At 65.7% G+C, this 23,051-nt stretch carries 22 protein-coding genes and 1 pseudogene; 11 read left to right on the top strand and 12 right to left on the bottom strand.

From position 1 onward, the window contains the following. Positions 1-49: 49 nt before the first annotated feature. The 3 genes and pseudogenes from A5634_RS20295 to A5634_RS20285 form a co-directional block, all read left to right on the top strand. Positions 50-1,204: pseudogene (locus tag A5634_RS20295) on the top strand (DNA polymerase); the annotation flags it as partial. Between the two features lie 93 nt (positions 1,205-1,297). Beyond that, on the top strand, positions 1,298-2,191 hold the full coding sequence (locus A5634_RS20290; protein ID WP_065145809.1) for an alpha/beta fold hydrolase: 894 nt from the start codon (positions 1,298-1,300) through the stop codon (positions 2,189-2,191). Positions 2,192-2,219: 28 nt separating this feature from the next. After that, entirely contained in the window at positions 2,220-3,638 is a 1,419-nt protein-coding gene (locus A5634_RS20285) for a WS/DGAT/MGAT family O-acyltransferase (protein ID WP_065145808.1), read from the top strand. 20 nt (positions 3,639-3,658) lie between these two features. Here A5634_RS20285 and A5634_RS20280 read toward each other — a convergent pair whose 3' ends face one another. The 3 genes from A5634_RS20280 to A5634_RS20270 all read right to left on the bottom strand — a co-directional run bounded on the left by A5634_RS20280 (position 3,659) and on the right by A5634_RS20270 (position 6,837). After that, the gene (locus A5634_RS20280) at positions 3,659-5,827 is read right to left on the bottom strand and encodes a molybdopterin-containing oxidoreductase family protein (RefSeq protein ID WP_065145807.1); all 2,169 of its coding nucleotides are present in this window, start codon (positions 5,825-5,827) and stop codon (positions 3,659-3,661) included. Between the two features lie 70 nt (positions 5,828-5,897). Continuing rightward, complete coding sequence (locus A5634_RS20275) at positions 5,898-6,392, bottom strand: MarR family winged helix-turn-helix transcriptional regulator (RefSeq protein WP_065145806.1); 495 nt, start codon at positions 6,390-6,392, stop codon at positions 5,898-5,900. A 28-nt stretch (positions 6,393-6,420) separates the two neighbouring features. Next, positions 6,421-6,837 (bottom strand): DUF5313 domain-containing protein, encoded by a 417-nt coding sequence (locus tag A5634_RS20270; RefSeq protein WP_065145805.1) that lies wholly within the window; start codon positions 6,835-6,837, stop codon positions 6,421-6,423. Positions 6,838-6,996: 159 nt separating this feature from the next. On the opposite strand from A5634_RS20270, the gene A5634_RS20265 reads away from it, so the two are divergent. The 3 genes from A5634_RS20265 to A5634_RS20255 all read left to right on the top strand — a co-directional run bounded on the left by A5634_RS20265 (position 6,997) and on the right by A5634_RS20255 (position 9,475). Then, positions 6,997-7,716 (top strand): NUDIX hydrolase, encoded by a 720-nt coding sequence (locus A5634_RS20265; RefSeq protein WP_065145855.1) that lies wholly within the window; start codon positions 6,997-6,999, stop codon positions 7,714-7,716. 94 nt (positions 7,717-7,810) lie between these two features. After that, positions 7,811-8,599, top strand: a complete 789-nt coding sequence (locus A5634_RS20260; RefSeq protein WP_437339997.1) for a thioesterase family protein — start codon at positions 7,811-7,813, stop codon at positions 8,597-8,599. Between the two features lie 66 nt (positions 8,600-8,665). Then, positions 8,666-9,475: a crotonase/enoyl-CoA hydratase family protein gene (locus A5634_RS20255; RefSeq protein WP_065145803.1), complete on the top strand. Its 810-nt coding sequence runs from the start codon at positions 8,666-8,668 to the stop codon at positions 9,473-9,475. Here A5634_RS20255 and A5634_RS20250 read toward each other — a convergent pair. The 6 genes from A5634_RS20250 to A5634_RS20225 all read right to left on the bottom strand — a co-directional run bounded on the left by A5634_RS20250 (position 9,462) and on the right by A5634_RS20225 (position 14,658). Further along, positions 9,462-10,043 carry a DUF998 domain-containing protein gene (locus tag A5634_RS20250; protein ID WP_065145802.1) on the bottom strand — a complete coding sequence of 194 codons (582 nt, stop codon included), beginning with the start codon at positions 10,041-10,043 and terminating at the stop codon, positions 9,462-9,464. The genes A5634_RS20255 and A5634_RS20250 overlap by 14 nt on opposite strands. Then, complete coding sequence (locus tag A5634_RS20245) at positions 10,040-10,462, bottom strand: hypothetical protein (RefSeq protein WP_065145801.1); 423 nt, start codon at positions 10,460-10,462, stop codon at positions 10,040-10,042. The genes A5634_RS20250 and A5634_RS20245 overlap by 4 nt, the downstream gene beginning before the upstream one ends. A 101-nt stretch (positions 10,463-10,563) precedes the next feature. After that, a complete protein-coding gene (locus A5634_RS20240; protein WP_065145800.1) occupies positions 10,564-11,775 on the bottom strand; it encodes an acyl-CoA dehydrogenase family protein in 1,212 nt (403 codons plus the stop codon). Positions 11,776-11,801: 26 nt separating this feature from the next. Beyond that, positions 11,802-12,413 (bottom strand): TetR/AcrR family transcriptional regulator, encoded by a 612-nt coding sequence (locus A5634_RS20235; protein ID WP_065145799.1) that lies wholly within the window; start codon positions 12,411-12,413, stop codon positions 11,802-11,804. Positions 12,414-12,490: 77 nt separating this feature from the next. Continuing rightward, positions 12,491-13,438, bottom strand: a complete 948-nt coding sequence (locus A5634_RS20230; RefSeq protein WP_065145798.1) for an NAD(P)/FAD-dependent oxidoreductase — start codon at positions 13,436-13,438, stop codon at positions 12,491-12,493. A 2-nt stretch (positions 13,439-13,440) separates the two neighbouring features. Next, positions 13,441-14,658: a GNAT family N-acetyltransferase gene (locus tag A5634_RS20225; RefSeq protein WP_065145797.1), complete on the bottom strand. Its 1,218-nt coding sequence runs from the start codon at positions 14,656-14,658 to the stop codon at positions 13,441-13,443. A 164-nt stretch (positions 14,659-14,822) separates the two neighbouring features. Here A5634_RS20225 and A5634_RS20220 point away from each other — a divergent pair, with 164 nt between their 5' ends. From A5634_RS20220 to A5634_RS20210, 3 genes are read left to right on the top strand one after another with little or no spacing between them, the layout of a single operon-like run. Further along, positions 14,823-15,740 (top strand): metal-dependent hydrolase, encoded by a 918-nt coding sequence (locus A5634_RS20220; protein WP_065145796.1) that lies wholly within the window; start codon positions 14,823-14,825, stop codon positions 15,738-15,740. Then, positions 15,737-15,925: a ferredoxin gene (locus A5634_RS20215; protein ID WP_065145795.1), complete on the top strand. Its 189-nt coding sequence runs from the start codon at positions 15,737-15,739 to the stop codon at positions 15,923-15,925. Before A5634_RS20220 ends, A5634_RS20215 begins: the two co-directional genes overlap by 4 nt. 3 nt (positions 15,926-15,928) lie before the next feature. Continuing rightward, positions 15,929-17,131, top strand: a complete 1,203-nt coding sequence (locus A5634_RS20210) for an NAD(P)/FAD-dependent oxidoreductase (RefSeq protein WP_065145794.1) — start codon at positions 15,929-15,931, stop codon at positions 17,129-17,131. Here the strand turns inward: A5634_RS20210 and A5634_RS20205 are convergent. Continuing rightward, the gene (locus A5634_RS20205; protein WP_065145793.1) at positions 17,091-18,599 is read right to left on the bottom strand and encodes an FAD-dependent oxidoreductase; all 1,509 of its coding nucleotides are present in this window, start codon (positions 18,597-18,599) and stop codon (positions 17,091-17,093) included. The two genes, A5634_RS20210 and A5634_RS20205, sit on opposite strands and share 41 nt — an antisense overlap. Further along, entirely contained in the window at positions 18,596-19,003 is a 408-nt protein-coding gene (locus A5634_RS20200; protein ID WP_065145792.1) for a hypothetical protein, read from the bottom strand. Before A5634_RS20200 ends, A5634_RS20205 begins: the two co-directional genes overlap by 4 nt. 89 nt (positions 19,004-19,092) lie before the next feature. On the opposite strand from A5634_RS20200, the gene A5634_RS20195 reads away from it, so the two are divergent. Then, positions 19,093-19,653, top strand: a complete 561-nt coding sequence (locus A5634_RS20195; RefSeq protein WP_065145791.1) for a TetR/AcrR family transcriptional regulator — start codon at positions 19,093-19,095, stop codon at positions 19,651-19,653. Here the strand turns inward: A5634_RS20195 and A5634_RS20190 are convergent. Then, positions 19,643-20,542, bottom strand: a complete 900-nt coding sequence (locus tag A5634_RS20190; RefSeq protein ID WP_065145790.1) for a LysR family transcriptional regulator — start codon at positions 20,540-20,542, stop codon at positions 19,643-19,645. The two genes, A5634_RS20195 and A5634_RS20190, sit on opposite strands and share 11 nt — an antisense overlap. A 78-nt stretch (positions 20,543-20,620) precedes the next feature. Between A5634_RS20190 and A5634_RS20185 the strand changes: the two genes are divergently transcribed. Beyond that, positions 20,621-22,939 carry a hypothetical protein gene (locus tag A5634_RS20185; protein WP_437339995.1) on the top strand — a complete coding sequence of 773 codons (2,319 nt, stop codon included), beginning with the start codon at positions 20,621-20,623 and terminating at the stop codon, positions 22,937-22,939. The last annotated feature ends 112 nt before the right edge of the window (positions 22,940-23,051 follow it).

Below are 23,051 nucleotides of genomic sequence, written 5' to 3'. Positions count from 1 at the left end.
GATTTCCTGCCTTTCGCCGTCGGGCCGATCATGACCAAGGATGAACAGGGTGTCGAACGGTTTCGACGTACGTGGGCGGGCGCTGCAAGCCGGTGAGCTCGCCGCCTGGCTGTCCGAGCACAGTCTGGGCAATCGGTTCGGACTCGAAGTCGTCGGTGACGGTTCGGCGTACGGCGGCACAGCAAACGCGCTGGCGATTGTCGCCGCGGACGGTGACGGCCGCTATATCGATCTCGCCGCATTGACGCCCGATGACGAAGAAGCGCTGGCATCCTGGCTGGCCGATCCCGGCCCGCCCAAAGCGGTACACGACGCGAAGCCAGCGCGGCATGCGCTGGCCGGCCGCGGTTGGATGCTGCGCGGTGTCACCTCCGACACGGCGCTCGCGGCTCACCTGTTGCTTCCCGAGCGCCGCAGTTTGGCACTCAATGACCTCTTGGTGCACCACATGCGCTGCGCTTTACCTGCGGAAGCTGTTGGGCCGCAACACTATTCTGATGGTGCATTGATCCTGCGGACCTGCGCGGTGCTCGACCTGGCCGATGTGCTGGACGAGGAGTTGGCACGAATCGACTCGTCGTCGCTATTGGGCCGGATGGAATTGCCGGTTCAGCAAGTGTTGACCGAAATGGAGGCCACCGGCATCGCCGTATCGGCCGTCGTACCGGCCCAAGTCGACGCGCTGGTTTCGGTTGCCCCCGATGGGCGTATCCACCCGACGTTCCACCAGACCCGCACCGCCACCGGCCGGCTCACGTCGTCGGATCCCGACCTGGACAACGTCCCGCGGCTATGGGAAGCGTTCGTGGCGGGCCACGACTTCACCGGCCTGATGACCGCGACCTATCGGGAGCTCGACGCGGCCATCTGGGCGCATTTTGTCGACGAGGCGGCGGTGATCGAGGAGGCGCGCGCGGTGGGGTACGCGGCAAGTGTGGCGGATCGGCGTCGCTACCTACCCGATCTGACCAGCAAGGATCGTTCGGCGCGCGAAAGCGCCGAACGGTCTGCCGTCGCTGCGACTGTCGAAGGTAGTGCGGCCGACGTCGTCAAAATGGCGATGATCAACATCGACCAGGCGCTCAAAGCACTTGGGTTGCGGTCGCGGATGCTGTTGCAGGCCGGTGGCGAGCTGATGTTCGAGGTCGCAGACGGCGAACGCGAGACGCTGGCGGAGTATGTCCTCGACGGTATGAGCGCCGCAGGGTCCGGGTTTGGGCTCCGAGCCGAACCTGGCTGCGATTTTCGGGCCGGTTTATCGCCGCCTGGTTCGGCTGGCGACAGTTAACATGAGCCAATGCAACGGCTACTGAAGGTGCCCGCGCTGGCACCGGTCGGGGAGCTACCGGTCGGAGTCGAAGTAGAGCTGCCCGGCCGGGGCAGCACCTACGTCGTCGACTCGGGACCTTGCGATGGACCTTGCGATGGGCCAACTTACATCCTGTTGCATTCGCTGGCCTGCACCGGACTGATGACCTGGTATCCGGCCCTGGAAAGGCTGCGTGAATTTGGCCGGGTGGTGGTCTTTGACCAGCGTTGCCACGGCCAGGGCATTACGCCGGCCCGGCTGCTGTTCGAGGACTGCGCCGACGACGTCGCCGCGCTAGCCGATGTGCTCGATATAGACAGCTTCGTTCCGGTGGGCTACTCGATGGGGTCTCTGGTCGCGCAACTGGTGTGGCGGCGCCACCGGGCCAGGGTCGACGGGTTGGTGCTGTGCGCCGCGACGGCGGCGGTCAGTCGGGCCCGCTACGAGCGGGTGGCCACCGGTCTGTTCGCGTCACTCATCGAAACACTGACGCCCACGCCGCGTCGTTACGGCCCCGCGGCGGCGGTGAGCGGCGGATTCCTTCCCGACTATCAATGGGTCCTGGGTCAGGCGCGCGCGACATCTCCCGGTGGCATCACCCGCGCCATCGCCGAGGTCGTCCGATTCGATTCGACGAGCTGGGTAGGCGAGATCGACGTGCCCACCGCGGTGGTGGTGACGATGAAAGACCGCGCTTTCGGTGTTCAGCGGCAGCAATGGCTGGCCGATCGCATCCCGGACGCCGAGCTGGTTCCGGTCGAAACCGGCCACGCCGGATGCACGTTGTCGCCGGCGGCATTCGTCCCGGGACTCGTGCGGGCTGTGGAATCGGTGCACCGCCGGTTGCCCGCTTCTCGTTCGGTTCAGCGCGCCGCCAGGTAGCGCATCGGTTCACCGAGAGGAGCGGCGATTGAAGCGACTCAGTGGGTGGGATGTGTTCATGCTGGCCAGCGAGACGCCCAACGTGCACCAGCACACCCTGAAGGTCGCGGTCGTCGACATCACCGGTTTCGAGGGCCGGGCGACTTTCGAAGCGTTCCGCGACGTTTTCCGCGACCGGCTGCCCGTCCTCGAGCCGATGCACTTCCAGATGATGGCGACACCATGGCACTTGCACCGCCCGGTCTGGCATGAGGACGCCGACCTGGACCTCGACTATCACCTGCAGCGGGTGTACGTCCCGGCGCCGGGAGGCCGGCGGGAACTCGACGCCGTGATCGGCGCGATCGCGAGCACCCCGCTGGATCGCAGCCGTCCGCTATGGCAGTTCTATTACGCCGAGGGGCTAGCCGACGACCGCGTCGCGGTGATCGGGAAGGTGCATCACGTGCTGGCCGACGGCGTCGCATCGGCGAACCTGATGGCGCGCGCGCTGTCGGATTCGGAGCCGAGGCCGGCCCACGCGCCGGCACCCACGCCCACGCCCATGCCCACGACAAGCGAAGTCGTGCGGTTCGCGGTACGCGACCACCTGGCGCGGATTCGCACGCTGCCCTCGGCGGTACGAGACGGGGTCGTCGGCTCCTACCGGATGCAGCGTCGCGCGCGGCAGCGGTTCGCCCATCCCGAGCTGGCCGCCCGATTCGACCCGCCGCCGACTTTCATTAATCACAAGCTCACGCCGGGCCGGACATTCGCCAGCGCATCACTGCCTCTCGCCGACGTCAAAGCGCTGAGCAAGAAGCTCGAAGTGACCGTCAACGACCTGGTACTGACGGTCACCGCGGGAGCGCTGCGGCAGATCCTGCGAAGCTACTCAGAACCCGCCGACCGGCCGTTGGTCGCGTCGATCCCCACTGCCACCGACGTCTCACCCGACCGCATCACCGGCAACGCGCTTGCCACCATGCTGGTTTCGTTGCCGGTGCAGATCGCCGACCCGATGGAGCGACTGCGGCTGATCCGCACCTCGACGCGGATCGCCAAAGAGGACCATCAACTGCTGGGGCCCACTTTGGTGGGCCGGTGGTTGGAGTTCGTCCCGCCGACGGTCACTCGCGCCACCTTCGGGTGGATGTCACGACGTGAGGCGCCCAACCAATTGTTCAACCTGATCGTCTCCAACGTCCCCGGACCGCGAGAACGCGGCCGCGTCGCTGGAGCTGTGGTTACCGAGTTCTATTCCATCGGCCCGCTTGCCGCCGGCGCGGCACTCAATATCACCGTGTGGAGTTACGTTGACCAACTCAGCGTCGCAGTACTCGCCGACGACGCGACGTTCGACGACACGCATGAAGTGACCGATGCGTTCGTCGCCGCCTTCGCCGAACTGAATGAGACGGCCGGATCCAACGGTGGCGCGGATCTCGCCGCGGCCCCGACCGGCTGACGCGCGTCGACGCGCGTGCGTCATCCGTGAGCGGCCACTTCCACCGGAATACCCGTCAGCCAAGACATTCCGGCCAGCGCCTCGAGGTCGTCAGGGTCGCTGGAGGTCAGCTGGTTGACATTGGCGCCGCCGGCGCTGTTGGCCAAATGCCATCTCCCGGTGCCCTTGTGGCCCCAACCATGCGGCACGGCGATGGTGCCCGGCACGATATCGGTGGTCAACTCGACGGCGACTGTGATCTGGCCGAACGGCGAGCACACGGTTACGGTGTCACCGGTTGTGATTCCGCGCCGGTCCGCGTCGGCGGAGTGCATTACGGCGCGCTGGGAGCGGTTGCCGCGCATCAGGATTGGTGAGTTGTGCAACCACGAATTCTCCGAGCGCGGTTCCCGCATGCCGATCAGCCGCATCGGATAAGCCGTAGGAGCGCTTCGTCGGGACAGGGCGGCAATCTCGCTGGTGATGTCGTCGTGGCGCAGCCGAATTCGACCGGCGCGGTAGGCGACCACCTCGTCCAGCACGCCGGTCCGCAGCTCCGGTGCGACCACCACACCATGTGGATACTGTTCGATCAGGCGGCGAAAAGTCAGGCCGCCGCGCCTCATTCCGAACCGATTACCACCGTCAGCCATGCGAATCATGATGTCCACCAACGGTCTCGGATGTAGCCGGACCCCGCAGCGCCGCAGCGCTCGTAGCAGCAGGAACAACGGCGTGCGCGTCTTGGTCCGCTGGATCAGGTCGGCGATGATGTCCCACTCCGTGCGCGCTTGGCCGACGGGTTCGACGACCGCCGCGGTAGCCTGCCGGAACGGCGTGGCCTGAAACGTCTGGAAAGTCACCGCAAAGTCGTCGCGTTCGTACATCGTGGTGACGGGCAGCACGTAATCACAGTGCGCCGTCGTCTCGTTGACGTACAGGTCGAGACCGACCATGAGATCCAGTTGCCCGACCGCGCGCTCCAGCTCGTCGCCATTGGGCACGGATAGCACCGGATTGCCCGCGCCGACGAACAACGCCCTGATCTGGCGCTCGCCGGCCGTGGTGATCTCTTTCGCCATGAGCGCGGCGGGTTCCGCGCCGATGGCGGTACGGGCGCCACCGACGCGAGTCCGCTTGCGGCGGTAGGACTGTCGTAGCGACCAGCCCATCGCCTTGAGTCCCCATTTTTGTCCCGGCATCCCGAGCGTGCTGAAAACACTGCCGCCGGGTCGGTCGAGATTGCCGGCGATGAAGTTGACCGCATCGATCAGGTAGGTGGTGAGCGTGCCGTGCCGACCGACGCAGGTGCCCAGACGTCCGTAGACGGCGGCGCGCGGTGTCGTGGCCAGGTCCCTGGCCAGCACGCGCACCGTATCGGGTGCGATGCCCGTATGACGCGCGGTGTTCTCGGGAGCGAAACGCGCGCACTGGTTCCGCAGCCACGTCACGCCGTCGGCGCGCGCGGCCGCCGCGTCGACCAAGCCATCGGTGAACATCACCTGCAACAACGACAGCAGCAGGTATGCGTCGGAATCGGGCACGATACCCAACCAGTCGAACTGGGCGGCGGTCTCCGAGCGGCGCGGATCGATCACGATCACCCGCCCACCGCGGTCGACGATATCGTGCATCCGATCCCGGATGCGCGGAGCGGTTAGGAAACTACCATGGGAGACAACGGGATTGGCTCCCATCAGAATCAACAGGTCGGTCCGCATCAGGTCGGGGATCGGCACCGACATCGGCGACCCGTAGAGAAGCTGGCTGGCGATCAGTCGGCTACTGGTGTCTTGCGAGGACGACGTGAAGAAGTGGCTGTGCCGACCGACGCCCTTGGCGAACGACATCGCACCGAACAAGTGGCTGTAGCTGAATGCGGCCGGGTTGCCCAAATACCAGCCAAACGCCCCCGATCCGTGCTTGCGGTGAATGTCGTCCAGACGCGCTGCGATGTCATCGAGGGCGTCATCCCACGAGACTGGCTCGAAGCCGGACGCGGTGCGGCGCAACGGCGTCCGTACCCGGTCGGGGTCGTTGACGACCTCGGTGAAGGCGATGCCCTTCTGGCAAGCGAAACCCGACGACAACGGGTGCTGCTTGTCGGGCCGCAGCGCCACCAGTCGGCCGTCCTCGATCGTGGCCACCATGCCGCACAACGGCTCGCAGATGCGGCAGAAGGTAGGTTTGTGGTCGACGCGGCCCGCCATCCTAGGCATCGTACTGTACGACTTACAGTACTGCCCTTGTTTGCGGGGCTCGTTCGGTTTGGGCTCGACGCTAGGCGCGCAGCGCGCCCGCCGCCACGGCGGCTGTGTTTATCCGGGTGAGTACCTCGCGCAGGTGCTCGAGTTCCGATAGTTCGACACCGAGGCGCTCCACAACCGCTAACGGAACTTTCAGCGCCTGTCGGCGCAGATTGCGGCCTTGGCGGGTCAGCGCCACCTGCGTGGTCCGCTCGTCGGTCGAGCTGCGTGTCCGGGTGATCAGTCCCTGAGATTCCAGACGTTTGAGCATCGGCGACAACGTGGCCGAATCCAATTGAAGTAGTGCGGCGATTTCCTTGACCGACAGGGCTTTTCCGTTCCGACCTGCATCCGACTTCGCCTCGTCCCAGAGCGCGAGCATCACCAGGTACTGCGGATGGGTCAGACCGAGCGGCTCCAGCAGCGGGCGGTAGACGGCGAGTACCGCGCGGTTGGTGACCGCGAGGGCGAAACAAACCTGGCGTTGCAAGGACAGCGGGTCGAGGTCCGCGGCGATCGTGGGGGGCACGGCTGTGTCGTCCCTTCGTGACTCGGGATCAGAACGGGCTGCTGTTTGCCTGCCACTCGGCCGACTCGGGCCGGGGTCCGTAGCGGCGCGCGTAGTCGTCATGGATGTGGGCTTGCTTCTGGCGTTTGAGCACGTCGACCAGAGTCGGGTCCAGCCCGTGCTGGGCCAGTCGGTGCCGCCGCCACACCTTGTTCAGGGCCAAGGCGATCAGCAGGGACCAGATATAGATCGGCGCCGTCATCTCCAGGTGCACGTACAGCGACGCGGGCAGTAGCCACAGCGGAGCGAGCACGAAAAGGGGCGGTATCGCCATTCGGATCATGTGCCGACGAATGGCGCCCGGGCCGGCCAGGTCATTGGCTACCCAGTCGCGCATCGATGCCGGCAGGACGCGGCCGTACGAAAAGCCGATGTACTGCAGCATATTTGGGCGATCGATCGCCATGGTTGCTCCTACGGTGACGGTGGATCAGCGGCCGGACGGGCCACGCCTTCGATTGTACGCGATTAGTTAGTGCCCTAACTATGAGTGCTCGGTCACGTTTGCAGCCGGCTAGTCTGACCGCTATACGAAGTGCCGATTAGCGGGGCATATGGTCGGATGGTGACCATCGCATACGACGACGCGCTGCGCGACCAGATCCGGGCGCGCTTGGCGGGTCACGAGCGCCGTACCGTGACGGACCCGACCAAGCGGCACGCGGCCGTGGCAGTGGTGCTGGTGGATTCCGAGGTGGGCGAGGACCGGGTAGATCCCGCTCCGGTCGACGACTGGATCGGCGGCCGACCCCTGCCCGAGGAGGGTCTTGACGGCCATATGGTCGACGTCGCCGGCGGAGCGGCGTTCCTGTTGTGCCGCAGGACAAGTCGGCTCAGTACTCACGCCGCGCAATGGGCACTACCCGGTGGGCGCCTTGACCCGGGTGAAACTGTCATCGACGCCGCATTGCGGGAACTCGACGAGGAGGTCGGTGTCAGACTGCCGGACTCGGCGGTACTGGGTCAGCTCGACGACTACCCGACCCGGTCCGGGTACGTCATCACCCCGGTGGTCATTTGGGGCGGCGGCCGGCTTGATCTGTATCCGGCGCCGGACGAGGTGCTCGCGGTCTACCGGGTCGGGCTGCACCAATTGCTACGCGAGGATTCACCGCGCTATATCAGCATCCCGGAGAGCCCTCGGCCAGTGGTGCAGATCCCACTGGGCAACGACCTGATCCATGCGCCGACGGGCGCGGTGCTGCTGCAACTGCGGTGGCTGGGATTGGAAGGCCGGCCAGACCCGGTCGACGAGCTTGAACAACCGCCGTTCGCCTGGAAGTAGGCGCCGATAGTAGGCCGTGACGCGCCGGCACCGAGCTGTGTTGTAGAAACACGTTGTGCAAGGCAATCCCGATAACGGCAATTCAGCGGCGCCGCTGCCGTACTTCGTTCGTGACGACAGCCGCTACGTGCCGACCGGAATTGCCCGCGGAGGGTGGGGCCCCTCGTTGAGCGGCCACGTGGTCGGCGGCCTGCTCGGTTGGGCGGTCGAACGCGCGGTCGACGATCCGCAGTTCCAACCCGCGCGCCTCACGGTCGATCTGCCGCGACCGACCGCGCCGAAGCCCCTTGAGGTGCACACCCGCATGCTCCAAGACCGCCGCCGCCTGCGCCTCGTCGAGGCTGTCGTGGTGCAGGACGGGAACCCGGTAGCGCAAGCGAGCGCGTTGTTTCTGCGCCGCGATGCACAACCCAATGGCCAGGTATGGTCGCAGCCTGTGCAGATGCCGCCGCTTCCGGACGATCCCGACGAGGCTCAGTCGCTGTTCATCCGAACTTACGGGTGGGGCACGGGAGTTCAGAATCCCGATCCGGACTGGGCGCAGACGTTCGGGCCGAAATACACCTGGATCCAAGAGACTCGGCCCCTTGTCGACAGTGAGCCGATGACGGCCTTCACGCGTGCGGCAATGGCAGGCGACATCACCGCGTCGATCGCAAACTGGGGCACGCAGGGCTTGCAGTTCATCAACGTCGACTACACGCTCACCGTCAGCCGGCTGCCCGAGGGACCTCATCTCGGGCTCGCCTCGCTCACGCACTACAGCGACGACGGGGTGGCCACCGGTTCGGCGGTGCTCGTCGACCACAAGGGCCCGATCGGCAACTGTGTTGCGGTCGCGGTAGCGCAGTCCGGGTTTCAGCCGACCTCTGGTGCCGGATAGTCCAGCACGCAGCGTGTTGATCCCGATCTAGGCCTAGCTCACGCAATTCGTGCTAGACACCAGTACGTGGCAGAACCGGCAGTGCTCGTCGAACGCGACCAGCACATCCTCACGATCACCATCAACCGTCCGGAAAAGCGCAACGCCTTCAATCCGGAAGTGCTGTGCCGACTCGCCGATGCCTGGGACCTGCTGGACGACGACCCGGATCTGCGCGTGGCGATCATGACCGGGGCCGCCGGAAACTTCTCCGCCGGCGCGGATCTGGATCGGTTAGTGGGCGCGCTGATCGCCGGAGAACCGCCGCAGAACGAGTACGAGGAGCGGGTCAAAAGCGACTTCTCGTTGATTTACAAGGGTTTTCTCAAAGACCACTACGTCAAGAAGCCGATCATCGCCGCTGTCGAGGGCTACTGCTATGCGGGTGGGATGGAGATCCTGCAGGCATTCGATATCAGGGTCGCGGCCGAAAATGCGCAGTTGGCAATAAGCGAGGTCCAGCGCGGTCTGTTCCCAATGAGCGCCTCGACGATCCGATTGCCACGTCAGATCCCGTATACCGTCGCGATGGAGATGCTGATCGCCGGGACTCCAATTTCTGGCCAGCGTGCCTACGAGGTCGGCCTGGTCGGACACGTCACGCCCACAGGGGGTGCCATGGCCAAGGCACGCGAGATCGCCGAGCAAGTGGCGGCCAATGGCCCGTTGGCCGTGCGCAATATCAAGGCCTCGGTGGTGGAGAACCTGGAGAAGACCGAGGCCGACGCGTTCGCGCGTGAACTCGAACTCGGTATGGCCGTGATGGCCTCGGCCGACGCCAAAGAGGGGCCGCGCGCGTTCCTGGAGAAACGGCCGCCCAACTTCACCGGGAAGTGACCGTCGAACGGCCGCGTCGCCACAGCAGCCAGGCAGTCAGCAACTGCCACAGGAAGATCGAGTACGCACTGCCGCGCTCGGCCACACCGGTGGGCATCACGATACCGGTCACCAACAGTGACAGGCACAGAAAGCCAACGGCCGCAATGATATTCGAGACGCTTCGATACCACCGTCGGATCGGGCCGACGACTGCGGCACCGGCCAGGATGGCGGCATTGCCACCGACGAGCGCCAGCGCGGCCCCGGCCACGTGCACCTTGCCGGTGTGCGCCGTACCGACCACGAAATTGCCAACCGCATTGGCGGCGACCAACGCCACAAACAGCCGGGCCCGGGTGCCGCGCACACCCGCGATCAGCGCTGCCCCGGCCAGAAACATGCTGCCCTGCAAGTAAAAGGCCGCGTGCATCAGCGGCGTCCGGGTGCCCCGCACCCCCAGGTCGCTGATGTAGTCGTGCACGTAGCTATAGCTCGGTCGATAACCGGTGGCGGCAATCGCTTCCAGGAGCAGGTATCCCAAGACCCCGCCGCTCCACAGGATGGCTCCCGCGGCGGTCTTGTTCACTCGACGGGCTTGAGGTGAATGTTCCTGGCACCCCGGGCGTTTCGTAAGCCAGAGCAGTTCACGCAACCGATGCAGCCGATGCAGTCGGTGCAACGCACACACGCGATGCAGCCGACGCACTGGGTGCAGGCAATGCATGCCAGGCATGCCACGCATTCCCGAACCGCGATACACACCACGGTGAGCAGACTCGCGATCACTCCGACACTGCCTGCGGTGGCCGCCGAGCCGGCGATCGCGACACTGCCTGCGGTGGCGGCTGAGCCGGCGACCGCGACGCTGCCGGCTGTGGCAACCGAACCGGCGACCGCGACGCTGCCCGCGGTGGTCGCGGACCCGGCCACCGCGACGCTGTCGATGGTGGCGACCGAGCCCACGACCGTGTCGTCGTCTGTTTCAGAGAGCGCAAGCACTGGCATGGGGCACATCCTCCCACGCCGAGCAGACAGAGAATCGCACGTATTGGCCAATCAGAGTGCGATTCTCTGTCTGCTCGCCGAGGGGAGCAGGCAGGCGCGGCCTAGCGGATCGCGAGCCCGGTCAGTGCCCGCGAAATCACCAGGCGCTGAATCTCACTGGTGCCCTCGAAGATGGTGAAGATCTTCGCGTCCCGGTGCATCCGCTCCACGGGATAGTCGCGCGTGTAGCCATTGCCGCCCAGGATTTGGATGGCCTCGTCGGTGACGTAGACAGCGGTCTCGCTGGCGACCAGTTTCGCCATCGAGCCTTCCGCGGACTCGAAATTCTGGTTGTTGCGAGCCATCCACCCCGCCCGCCACACCAGCAGTCGAGCCGCGTCGATGCGGCTCTTCATGTCCGCCAGCTTGAACGCCACAGCCTGGAACTCACCGATCTTGCGACCGAATTGTTCACGTTGGCAGGCGTAGTCGAGCGCGTACTCATACGCGGCGCGGGCTACGCCGACGGCCATCGCGCCGACGGTGGGCCGGGTGCGTTCGAAGGTCCGCATCGCGGCTTGGCCGCCCGCAGACGCGCCGGACTTGACCCGGGCAATCCTTGTTTCGAACTTCTCCCGCCCACCGAGTATCGCGTCCTCGGGCAGCCGCACATTGTCGAGCACCACTTCGGCGGTGTGCGACGCGCGGATGCCGTGCTTCTTGAACTTCTGGCCCTGCGCAAGGCCTTTGGTGTCCGGACCGATAACGAAGCTGGCCTGCCCCCGCGTCCCGAGTTCGGGGTAGACCGAGGCGACGACGATGTGCACGTTGGCAATACCGCCATTGGTGGCCCAGGTCTTCGTGCCGTTGAGCACCCACTCGTTGCTGGCCTCGTCATAGCGGGCCCGGGTCCGGATCCCACCCACATCGGAACCTGCGTCGGGCTCCGACGAACAGAATGCGCCGAGCTTGGGTTCCTCGGCGGTACCGAACATCTCGGGTAGCCACTGCCCGAGTTGCTCGGGAGTTCCATTGCCCGCCAACGCCGCCGCGGCCAGACCCGTGCCCATGATCGACAGGGCGATACCGGCGTCACCCCAGAACATCTCTTCGAAGGCGGTGAGCATGCCGAGCCCGGTCGCTTCGGCGGCCTGCTGTGCGAAAAAGTCGGGGGAGTACAGGCCTACTTTTGCTGCCTCCTGGATCACCGGCCACGGGGTTTCCTCCCGCTCGTCCCATTCGGCCGCGGCCGGCCGGATCACGTCGGCCGCGAACTTGTGTACCCAATCGCGTACCTCGATCACGTCGTCGCTGAGTTGCATGGAGAATGTCACGATCTCGCTCCTGAAATATGTTGGAATTAACTGGGTTTGGGGGTCCGGTAGTGCGTAATGACGCTGACGGTCTGGGCTACCCACGCCTGGAAGTAGCGATCTTCGTCGATGTTGCCGGGTAAACGGCCGGTGAGCGCTTGCAGGGTTGCGGCGTAGGACAGCGAGCCGATCGCGGTGGCCGCAATGGCTTCGGGATCCGGTATCTGGGTTCGGCCCGATCGGTTGGATGCGGTCAGTTCGTCCGCGAACCGCTGATAGGCGTTGTCGGTGATCACTTGCCAGGTCTTTTCGTCGAGATCGCCGAGTTCGTCGGGTTCGCGCAACATGACCTTGAGCAAGTCCTCGCTCTGTTTGAAGTTGCTCCAGATCAGTTGGCCCGCCGTGCGCACCGCGTGCTCGACGCCGCCGGGGTCTCCGGCGTCGTATTGTTCTCGCGCAGCGACGATGCTGTCGATCCGGTGCGCGACGGCCGCTTCCAACAGTTCGCGTTTGGAGCCGAAGTGTTTGTAGAGCGCGCCGGAGCCGGGTGCCAGGCCGGCCGCGCGTTGGATGTCGGCCACCGACGTCGCCGCGTATCCCTTGGCCGCGAACAGCTTCAGCGCCTCGGCCAATAGCCGGTCGCGTCCTGAAGCGCTCATATGGTGAGAGAGTACTCACTCACCCAGGCGGGCTCCAGCCTCTGTGGTAAGCGTCACCGGTACGGTGCCCGCCGCTATCAGCTAATGGCCAGATCAACGGGCAGTTCGTCACCGAGCACGAAATCGGCGAGAAGCTCACCGAGCAACGGCCCGAACTTCATCAGATTGGCGCCAACGAAAGCCACGACGCGGCCGCGCCGGCGCGCCGTCCAACCGTCGCCGCCGTCGTCTAGCCAGGACGCACGGGCCGTGACGCAATCCACCTGACCCACCGGCCGCAGCGTCGGGAAAAGTGTGCGCACCACGGCAGGATCGGGGACCTCCTGCCCGAAGGCCCAGCGGCCGGTGCTGCCTAGCGGCAACCCGTAGCGCTCCGGCGCGGACAAACAAGCGGCGCCGGTCGCATCGTCACCCTGATAGGTGAACCGGGTGTGCGGACCGAACTCGATGCCCATCGGACCGAACAGGGTCTGCGTCCGGACTCCCGCGCAGATCAGCACCCGGTCGGCCCGCAGCAAGGATGAGTCCGCGAACGTGACCGCGCCGTCATCGGTAACCGACAGCACATCGGCCCGCCGAACCTTGGCGCGTTGCGCCAGGGCGGTCAGCGCGCGACGGATGCGCAAGCTGCCGCCCAGGGGGTCGAAAAGGCCTGTCTGCCAAGGCGCATCCAAGAAGGGGATGCGCGCCTTGATGTCGCGGCGGCCGAGCCCGCAGAAATCGGCACCGGCGTCCTGCATGGCCGCCGCGGTGGCATCGATCGCACCTGCGGCGATGAAACCCTCGGAGCCAAGTAACCGGCCGACGCCGAACTCCGATTCCCAGCGCTGCCAGCCGATGCGGGCGCGCAGCGCCAGTCGACACAATTCCGGGCGGCGATGGGCAATCCGGAAGATCCGCGCCAGCCCCGCAGACTGCTCGCCGAAGGGCTCATTCCGCTCGACCACCAACACACGTTCGCCGCGCCGGGACAGTTCGTAGGCGGCCGCAAGCCCGCAGATACCGGCGCCGACGACGACGATCACGGCTAGAAGTAGAAGCCCGCGTAGGGGGCATGCGGTACCGCGAAAAGGCGGTCCGCGGTGAGCAGTGCCGACGGATCGTCCGCCCGTGCGAGTCCGGCGACCGCAAGACTGCGCCACGTCGTACCGCCGAGCAGTACGGCACCGAGCCCTTCGATGTCGACGTGTATATCGGGGTTTCGGTCCGTGGGTTCGGCCCCGTCACCGGCGATGGCAAAGACGGCCGAATTCCGTTGCAGCAATGGGTCTTCGACACCGATCACGACGGAACCGACTGCGGCGTAGCTGCGCGCGGACAATGCCTCTGCGACGTCGACGACGCGAAGCCAGGTCTCGTCGTAGACGGCGGTAACCTTCGCGGCCCGCCGATCGCGCAGCAGCACGGGTAACGGATCGTCGACGGGCAACATCCAAAAGATCACGCGGTCAATAAGATCCAGACCGAACAGGAAACGCAGCAGTCCTAGATAGGCGTCCATGGTCGGTGCGAAGAGATCCTCGACCACGATGGTCCGCTGGTCGCTGATGAACCACTTCTCGGTGTCGACCGGACGGTACCGGGCGAATCCCGACTCCGATCCCGGTGCTCCGTGCACCGCGATATAGGAAGGGCCGGGCGCTAATTCGCTGCGCAGCCGCAGTGCACGCCACCACACCGGCGCCCGGTCGACGGTTCCCGGCCGTGTCGGTCGGTGCTCGGAATAGATGCGTGGCAACGCTTCCCAGGCATCCGCCGGGTCGATCAGGCGCACCGGCCCGCCGGTCCCGACGCCGGGACGCAGTGCCGCGCGCGCCGTCTGCACCTCGACGCTCTGCGTGCAACTCGCCACCCCGTATCCGAAGCGCCCGTAGATCGTGGCCTCGGACGCGCGCAGCGTAGCGACCGCCTCGCCGCGGGCGGCGATGTCATGCAATTGGTGCCGAACCAGTTCGGTGGCCACACCTTGGCGGGTGAACGACGGCAGCACCCCGATATGCGTGACCGCGGCGTGGCCGACGGTCGATCCGCCGGGAAGTGTCAGACCGGTCGTGACGGCATCCGCCGTCCCAACCAACTGATCGCCGACGAATGCCCCGATGGTGCGGCCAGGTTCCAGCAGCGTTTTGATCTGGCCTGGCTGCAGGTTGGATAGCGGTGGGAATCCGATCATGGAAGTTCGGAACACGTTGGCCGCCGCGATCAGGTGGTCCTCGCTGTCGAGCACGCGGATGTCGGTGGTCACCCGGCCATTGTGCCGGTGGGTACGTCGCGCTGACAGGAGATACCCAGGAATCCGGTGGCGCCGATACGTTACTCCGCCGACTGGGTGGGTACAGCCATGAGTGAACAGTTGTTCGCGGGGTGGCGCGCTGCAACCCGTGCTCCCCCTCGCGTGGAAGGGGATTTATGCCGCAGGTCGAACTTCACCACGATGGGCACCCGAGATATCGCCGGATGGTCCGCTTTGACTGGTCGGACACGCCGCTGCACTGGGTGCCCGACGACCCGTTCTCGACACACATGATCAACGTCCTGCATCTGCTGCTGCCCGAGGGGGAGCGGCACTTCATCAAAGCCGTCTTGGAGGCATCGTCGCTTGTCGATGACCCCGAGTTGGAGGCGGCGATCAAGCCGTTCATCCAGCAGGAGTCCTGGCACGCCTGGGCACACCAAGTGGTGCTGGAACACCTTGCCGAACAGGGCATCGACACCAAGGCCTACACCGATCGGCTTGGGAAGACGTTGTCGATAAGTCTCGGCGACCCCCCGAAATTCTTTCCGCCGGCGTTGCGGCGCTGGTGGTTGTACCGTCGACTGGCCGATGTGGCTGCGCTGGAGCATTTCACCGCGATGTTGGGCGAATGGGTGCTGACCAACCGCGGTCTGGATTACGCGGGGGCCGACCCGATGATGCTCGACCTGCTGCGGTGGCACGGGGCGGAGGAAGTCGAGCATCGTTCGCTGGTCTTCGACGTCTACCAGCACGTGTCGGGAAATTACTGCATCAGGGCGTTCTCCATGCTGATGACCGCCCCGCTGTTCATCGGGTGGTGGGTCGCGGGCGCCAGGTACCTGATGAACAACGACCCGACTATCGACGAGAAGTGGCGTTTCCGCGACTGGCTGCGCGCGGCGCGGCAGTACCGACTGCCCGGCCCGTGGAAGCTGCTGGTGACGTCGCCGGCGCGATATATGCGGCCGAGCCATCACCCCGGTCCAGAGGCGGACACGCAGATGGCGGTCGACTACCTGAACTATTCACCCGTGGCCAAAGCCGCCCATGAGCGCGCGCGTGCCCAGGCAGACAAGGCCGTAGCGCGATGAAGGTAACCGTAGATCTGGACACCTGCGATGGAAATGGCGTGTGTATGAGCATCTGCCACGAAGTATTTGAGGTGAAAGAAGACGGGTTGCACGTGCTGCAGGACGAGCCCCCCGGCGAACTGCGTCAACAATTGAAGGGCGCAGAGGTCTCCTGTCCCACCCAGGCAATCACCGTGCGGGACTGACCGATGCCCACCGACCTGAAGCAGGTGGTCGTCGTCGGCGCGGGCGTTGCCGGGACCAGGGCTGCCGAGACGTTGCGGCAGGACGGCTTTGATGGCGAGCTCACTGTCGTGGGCGCCGAACGCCATTCGCCGTATCACCGTCCGCCGCTGTCCAAGAAGCTGCTCAGCGGGAAAGTCCATCGCGCTGGAATCGACATGGCGGCGCAGTTCGACATGGAGGCCCGGGTCTTGCGCGGCGCGTCGGCGCTCGCACTGGACATGTCCTCGCGGACCGTCCAAGTTCGCGACGGCGCCGATGAATTCGCTTTGCCTTTCGACGGTTTGGTGATCGCCAGCGGTGCGAGCCCACGCGAATGGCCGAACGGACCCGTACCCGATGGGGTGATGTTGCTTCGCACGGTCGACGACTGCCTGGCCATCCGGGAGCGGCTCGACGCGCGTCCACGCGTCGTCATCGTCGGTGGCGGATTCATCGGCGCCGAGGTCGCAGCGACCTGCCGGGAGATCGGACTCGATGTCGTGTTGGTCGAGCAGGCTGCCAACCCGTTGCAGGCCGCGCTGGGCGAGCAGCTGGCATCGAACTGGGCCGATCTGCACCGCCAGCACGGGGTGGATCTGCGCGTGGGTGTGAGCGTTGACGAATTCGTTGGAAATGGGCGGGTTGAAGCCGTCCGTTTGAGCGACGGCTCGCAACTGCCGGCCGATCTCGTCGTCGTCGGATTGGGCGTCACTCCGGTCACGGACTGGCTTGACGGCTCGGGGTTGCGTGTCGATGACGGGGTGGTGTGCGATGCGACCGGTGCGGTGGAAGGTGGCACCAATGTCGTCGCAGCCGGTGACGTTGCGTCCTGGTGGCATCCGCTCTACGAGCGACACCTGCGTATCGAACACTGGGACCACGCAGCCCGCCAAGGAGCGGTCGCGGCTCGAACGCTGTTGGCTGGCCCCGAGCGTGTGCAAGCCTATGACGAGGCGCCGTACTTCTGGTCTGACCAGTATGATGTCAAGGTTCAGATGCTCGGTGTGCCAACAGATTACGACGCGTTCGAAATCGTCGAAGGCGACCCGGACACGTGGGAGTTTGTCGCCGCATATGGATGTCGCGGCCAGACAATTGCGGTGCTGGGGACGGTGGCCGGGCGAGTGCATGCCTACCGTGACGCCATCACGGCGCGAGCGGCGTTCCCACCGAGCCCAGAGAATTAGGGGGACGGCTAGTGGGCACCGCGTCGATCCGCATCGGCCCGGTCCACTTGGCCAGCGCCGCGGCCCACCCGGACCGATCCGCCGAATCGCCCGCCCACGCCACGTAGCCGTCGGGTCGTACCAGCACGGCCGGACCGGCATCGGAACGTTGGGCTTGGTGCAGGTCAAGCGCGTCGATCGCGGCGGCTCGGTGTTCGCGAACCAGCACGAAGCCGGGCGTCACGCGTTGCACGTCGGTGAGCCGGTCCTGCGTCAACGGGATCTGCGTCGCACGAGAACCCACCAACGGGTGCTCGCCGCGGCGACGACCGTAACGCAACGTCGTTCCCGCGAAGCTCCCGGCCACCGCATCGCGAAACCGGGGCACACGAAGTAGCCTGGGCACCAACAAATTTCGCAGCACCCGTGCGACACGTGGGTGGAGCGTGACACCCCGGGCCAACATGCCGGACTGGAACAACACGCGCCGGGCGATCGGATACCGCTCGTCGTGGTAGGTGTCGAGCACGGCGTCATTCGCCCCGCCCAGGACGGCGTCAAGCTTCCACGCCAGGTTCGCCGCATCCTGGATACCGGTGTTCATCCCTTGTCCGCCCATCGGTGAGTGGACGTGCGCGGCATCGCCGGCCAGGAAAACCCGCCCGTGCCGGTAGCGCGTGACTTGCCTTTCCTCGCAATGGAATCGGGACTTCCATTGCACTTCCGACACGGCCAGGTCAGCATCCATGGCCTGGCCGAGGATGGCGATGATCTCGTCGTCGCTGACGGCTTGGTCGTCGGGCACCTGGTAGCCACGGTCCCACGTCATGGCGCGATACCACGAGCCCTCGGCGTCGCGACGCTGATAGGGAGCCAGGAACGCGAACGAGTTTCGGGTACTGCCAACCTTCAGGGTGTCGCCCGCCGGTGCGTGTGCCAGCTTTACATCGGCCAACACGATCGAGGACAGGATGGTCTTGCCTGGGAAGTCCGCGCCCACCAGAGCGCGGATCGTGCTGTGCGCCCCGTCAGCGCCGATCACATACCGCGCGCGCAACGGCTGTGCGCCGTCGGTGATCACGTTGACCCCGTCGGAATCCTGTTCGATGCCGGTCACTTCGACGCCGCGCCGAATGTCTGCCCCTTGCGCGACGGCGTAGCCGCGCAGCGCCGCATCGACATTGGTCTGCGGTGTCACCATCACGAACCGATAGGGCGAGTCGAGATGGGTGAGGTCGATGCGCGCTCCGCCGAAGATCGTGACGGCGGGCGCCCGATGTGCCTGCGCCAACAGGTCCTCGGCAAGTCCCCGAGCGTCGAGGACCTCGAGAGTGCGGGCCATGGTGGCAAACGCCCGGCTCGCCGGGTTCGGCGCGGGCCAACGTTCCAAGACGACGACCGACCTACCGGCCCGCGCCAGATCGCCTGCCGCGGTGAGGCCGGTGGGCCCAGCGCCGACGACGATGACGTCGACGTCATGTGCGTTCATTTCGCCACCGCCTCGGGGTGCGGGTACCAGCGTCGGATGTCATCCGGTGTCGACTGGGCCGCGTAGTTGAAGACGAATCGACAGCCGGGTTGCGTGACGTGCGCGGTGTTGACTATCTCCTCGAAAAGCAGTGTGTTGCCGGCAACTAGGCGGATGCCTGCCCCGATCAGCACCGCGTCATACCGGTTGGCTTCGAGCCACTGGCGGGCCTTGGTTGCGCCTGCCTCGCCGAAGTCGACGAGGCAGTTGTCGACCCGATAGCCGGCGGCCCGCATGGCGGCGACGTTGTCGTCGTTGGCGGCCCGAAGTTTTTCCCTTGTCAGACCGGGAAACTGCGCGAAATCGGCTGCGGAGCAGTCGATCACGTCGGGGTCGAGGCCGATCTGGATCGCGGTGATAGGCATGGCCGGACCTCCTGACTTCAACAACTGTTGAACTCAACGCTAGACCGCTGCGCTGGTCATGTCAACAGTTGTTGAATACACTGCTCGCCATGGCCCCGAAGGCGCGTGACGGTGAAGCAACTCGAGCCACCATCCTGGCGATGGCGCGCTCGCAATTCGGCACTCACGGTTTCGAACGCACGACCATCCGCTCGGTTGCGTCGGCGGCGGGTGTGGACCCGGCGCTCGTTATGCACTACTTCGGGAGCAAGGCGGAATTATTCACTGCGGCTGCACGATTCGACATAACCTTCCCGGACCTGAGCGGAGTCGCACCCGAACGGATAGTCGACCTGTTGTTGCCGATGTTCGTCTCGGTATGGGGTTCAGAGGGGCCGTTTCTGCCGCTACTGCGTGCGGCCGCAACCAACCGGGCCGCCGCCGACGCGATGCTCGAGGTATTCGTGGACCGGGTCGCGCCCGCGTTGGCCGCCGCCGTCCCCGATCGCGCCGCCGAGCGGACCGCCCTGTTGGGATCGCAGGTGTTGGGCTTGGCTACGGCGCGCTACATACTGCGAATCCCGGCGCTCGCCGATATGGATGATGCGACCCTCACCGAATGGTTGCGCCCGGTGTTCGCCCACTACTTGACCGGTCCGATCAGCTCGTGAGGCCGATGTGCTCGTGCACGCATCCGATGAAGGCGTGGGTCGCCGCCGAACGAAACCGACTCGGCGACGCGACCAGATGAACCTCGCGCCGCAACTCGGCGCCTTGCACAGGTAGCAGTACCAGCGTTGCGTTGGTCTCGGCGCGGCTTCGTGCCACCGACTCGGGAAGCAGTGCGACACCGAGGTTTTGACAGACGAAGTGAATCACCTCGTCGACCCGGGTCACCTCGAAGGCGACACGTCGCCGGACGTCGGCGAAGCCGCGGTCGGTCTCGCGGCGGAGTCCATAACCAGGCGGAAAGTCGATGAACGGGAGTGCAGCAAGCTCCGATAGCGACACCGACCGGCGGATGGCGAGCGGATGCCCGACCGGCAGCACGGCCACCAACGATTCGGAGAACAAGTGCTCGAAGCACAGTTGGTCGGTGGAGCGCCCGATGTTGGAGCCGACGATCGCCGCGTCGAGCTTGCGGTCCCGGGTGGCTTGGACGAGCAGGTCGCTGCCGCCGCTGCGCAGCGTCACGATGACGTCGGGGTAGCGCTCGTGGAAGGTCGCCATCAGAGCGGACACATCGAGGCTCTCCGACGGAATTTCCATCATCCCGACCGTAAGTCGGCCGGCCACCGTGCCGCGCAGCGCTTGGGCATCGATCGCGATCTGATCCACCCCGGCAATCACCTGGCGGAGCAGGGGAAGCAGCGCCTCTCCCGCGGGTGTCAGCGAGACCGATCGGGTGGTGCGATTGAAGACGGGAATGCCCAGCTCATCTTCGAGTTTGCGGACCTGTTGGCTCAGTGCTGACTGCACGACGAACAGGCTGTCCGCGGCCCGTGTGAAGCTACCGGTTTCGGCCACCGCAAGGACGTAACGGAGCTGCTGCAGGTTCACGATTGATCACTTTCGATGATTGATCGGATCATATCTATGCGCTGGACGTCTAAGTGCTGTCGATCAAGAATGAGCCACATGTCTGTCGTCGTGCGTCCGGTCACCGGACTCGGCACCAACGACTGCTCCTCGGTCGAAGTGCGGGAGCGGGTCGCTGCCGAGTTTGCGACGCTGCCGTTCCTGGGCACCTTGACCTGCCACACCGAGCGGGTGGTGGCCGGGGCGATAGAGGAACTCGTATTCACCTACGTCGTAGGGCAATCCGGCATCGCCGACAGCGGCTGGCTGAAGTTGTGCTACCGCTACTACTCCGACTGGGATCTGCAAACCTCCGAGCCCGCCGGCCGAGACTTCGCGACCGCTTCGCTGATCGGCCGCTCGGTGCTGGGCGGCGCGTCACCGGACGGCCGGGCCACCGCCCAGCAGCTGGTCACCCGATACGACGTCAAAGGCGGCGAGCGGCCGTTCCAGAAATCACTGCTGGTGCACGTGGTCGACGGATATCTGCGTCCAGGCGACGTGATCGAAATCCGGCTTGGCGACCGCCGTTTCGGTGGCCCCGGCACCCGGGTGCAAACCTTCGTCGAAGACGACTTCGAGGTGCATCTGTTCGTCGATCCGCTCGGTACCTCGCGGATGGCGCACGCGGCCGTCGCCAAGATCGCCGTCACCGCGGGCCCGCCGGCGCAGCTGGTGGTGCACGGTCCTCGCGTCGTCGGCGTCGGCACCACGGCGGCAAAACTGCGGGCACACTTGCAGGACCGCTGGGGTAACGCCTGCCGCGACGTCGCCGCGAGCGTGCGTGCCGAGGTCGGCGGCGAAACCATCGCGGCCGCAACAACTCCGGCGATCGGCTGGGCACAAACCACATTGGACGTTCCGGCTCCCACGGTCTCGGTCCAAGTGAGCGCTGAGGTCGACGGGGTGTCCTTCGGGCCGTGCCCGGCGGAGATCGACGTTGTCGCGGATCTGCCTGCGCCGCGCGGGTTTTTCTGCGATCTGCATGTGCACTCCAACGACACCGTCGGAACGCAGAACACAGACTGGAATCTTCGCTACGGCCGCGACGTCGGTGCGCTGGACATCCTCGGCTACACGGCCAACGACTTCCAGATCACCGACGGCGCCTGGTCGGACGTGGTGGACGCGTGCCGGGCCGCCTCCCAGGACGACGTCTTCGTCTGCTTCCCGGGGGTGGAATGGTGTGGGACCGCGGGTGTAGGCGGTGATCACAACGTCGTCTTCCTCGACGAGGACACCACCATCGCGCGGTCACTGGAATGGCGGCACGGCATGACAGCCACCGCACCAACGCCGCAGACGTGGCCGATCACCGAACTCTATGCGGCGTACGAAAAAGAGCCGGCATCGTATCTGCTGATCCCGCATGTCGGAGGTCGCCGAGCCGTCCTGGACTGGCACCATCCCGAGTTGGAGCGCCTGGTCGAGGTGCACTCCAGTTGGGGCATCAGCCCCTGGTTCTTCGAAGACGCATTGGCACGGGGTCTGAAAGTCGGCGCCAGCGCAGCCAGCGACGAACACCGGGGCCGTCCCGGCGGTGGCGCACCCGGCGCCAACATCTTCGGTGGTCATGGCGGTTTGACCGGAGTGCTCGCCGAGCGGCTCACGGCAAAGGACGTCGGCCGCGCATTGCGGTCCCGACGGACCTGGGCAACCACCGGCAGCAGGTCGGTAGCCCTGTTGCGCAGCGGCGAGGACTGGATGGGCGATGAAATACTCACCGCCGCCCCAGAACTCGCGGTGGAATACGGCGTCTACGGAAGCGCCGGCACCGAAGACATAGCGATCTACGACACGCACGGGCCGCTGTGGCGGCGCGACCTCAACGCCGAAACGGGGCTGTCGGATTCGCTGGTCCGGATCCGGTGGGGTGGCGCGCGGCACCGCGACCGCTACCGCTGGGCGACGTGGGCGGGCCGGCTGCAGGTCGACGGCACCGAAGTTGATTCCGTAACAGCCTGGGCGGCAAGTCATCCCGAACAGCAGATCGAAGGTGCGGGCCAGGTCGTCAACTGGGACACCACCACCTACGGGGCAGACATCGGATTCATCATGAGTCTGCGCGACTTGGCCGAAGCCCAATTGCACATCGAGACAACGGTGCTCGAATATGGCCACCGCGCGACCCTGACCGTCACGGGTTCGGAATTGATCGCGCAATCCGGCGTCGAGCAAGCGGCCGGTGGATTGAACCTGCGCATTCGCGCGGAACGAATCGCCGATCCGTCCGCATTGCCCACCACGGTCACCGGTGAGCTGGCACTGGCGCTTCCGACGCAACACAGTGCCGTCTACCTGAGGGCAAGGCAAAGCGACGGACATCAGATCTGGACCAGCCCACTGTTTGTCGCTCGGCCACAGGCAGACCCACGATGATGGGACATCGCGCGCTGACCCGGCGCCGTCACGTCGACTTCGGCCGCATCACCTGCGCTTCGTGTCCGGGTTCGCAGCAGGCCGGCTGAACATCCGGCGATTCGTCCCGTCC

This window comes from Mycobacterium asiaticum (assembly GCF_001673365.1).
Taxonomy (GTDB): Bacteria; Actinomycetota; Actinomycetes; order Mycobacteriales; family Mycobacteriaceae; genus Mycobacterium; species Mycobacterium asiaticum_A.
The sequence above is the reverse complement of the archived record's forward strand: the minus strand, read 5'-3'. Positions and strand labels throughout refer to the sequence as shown.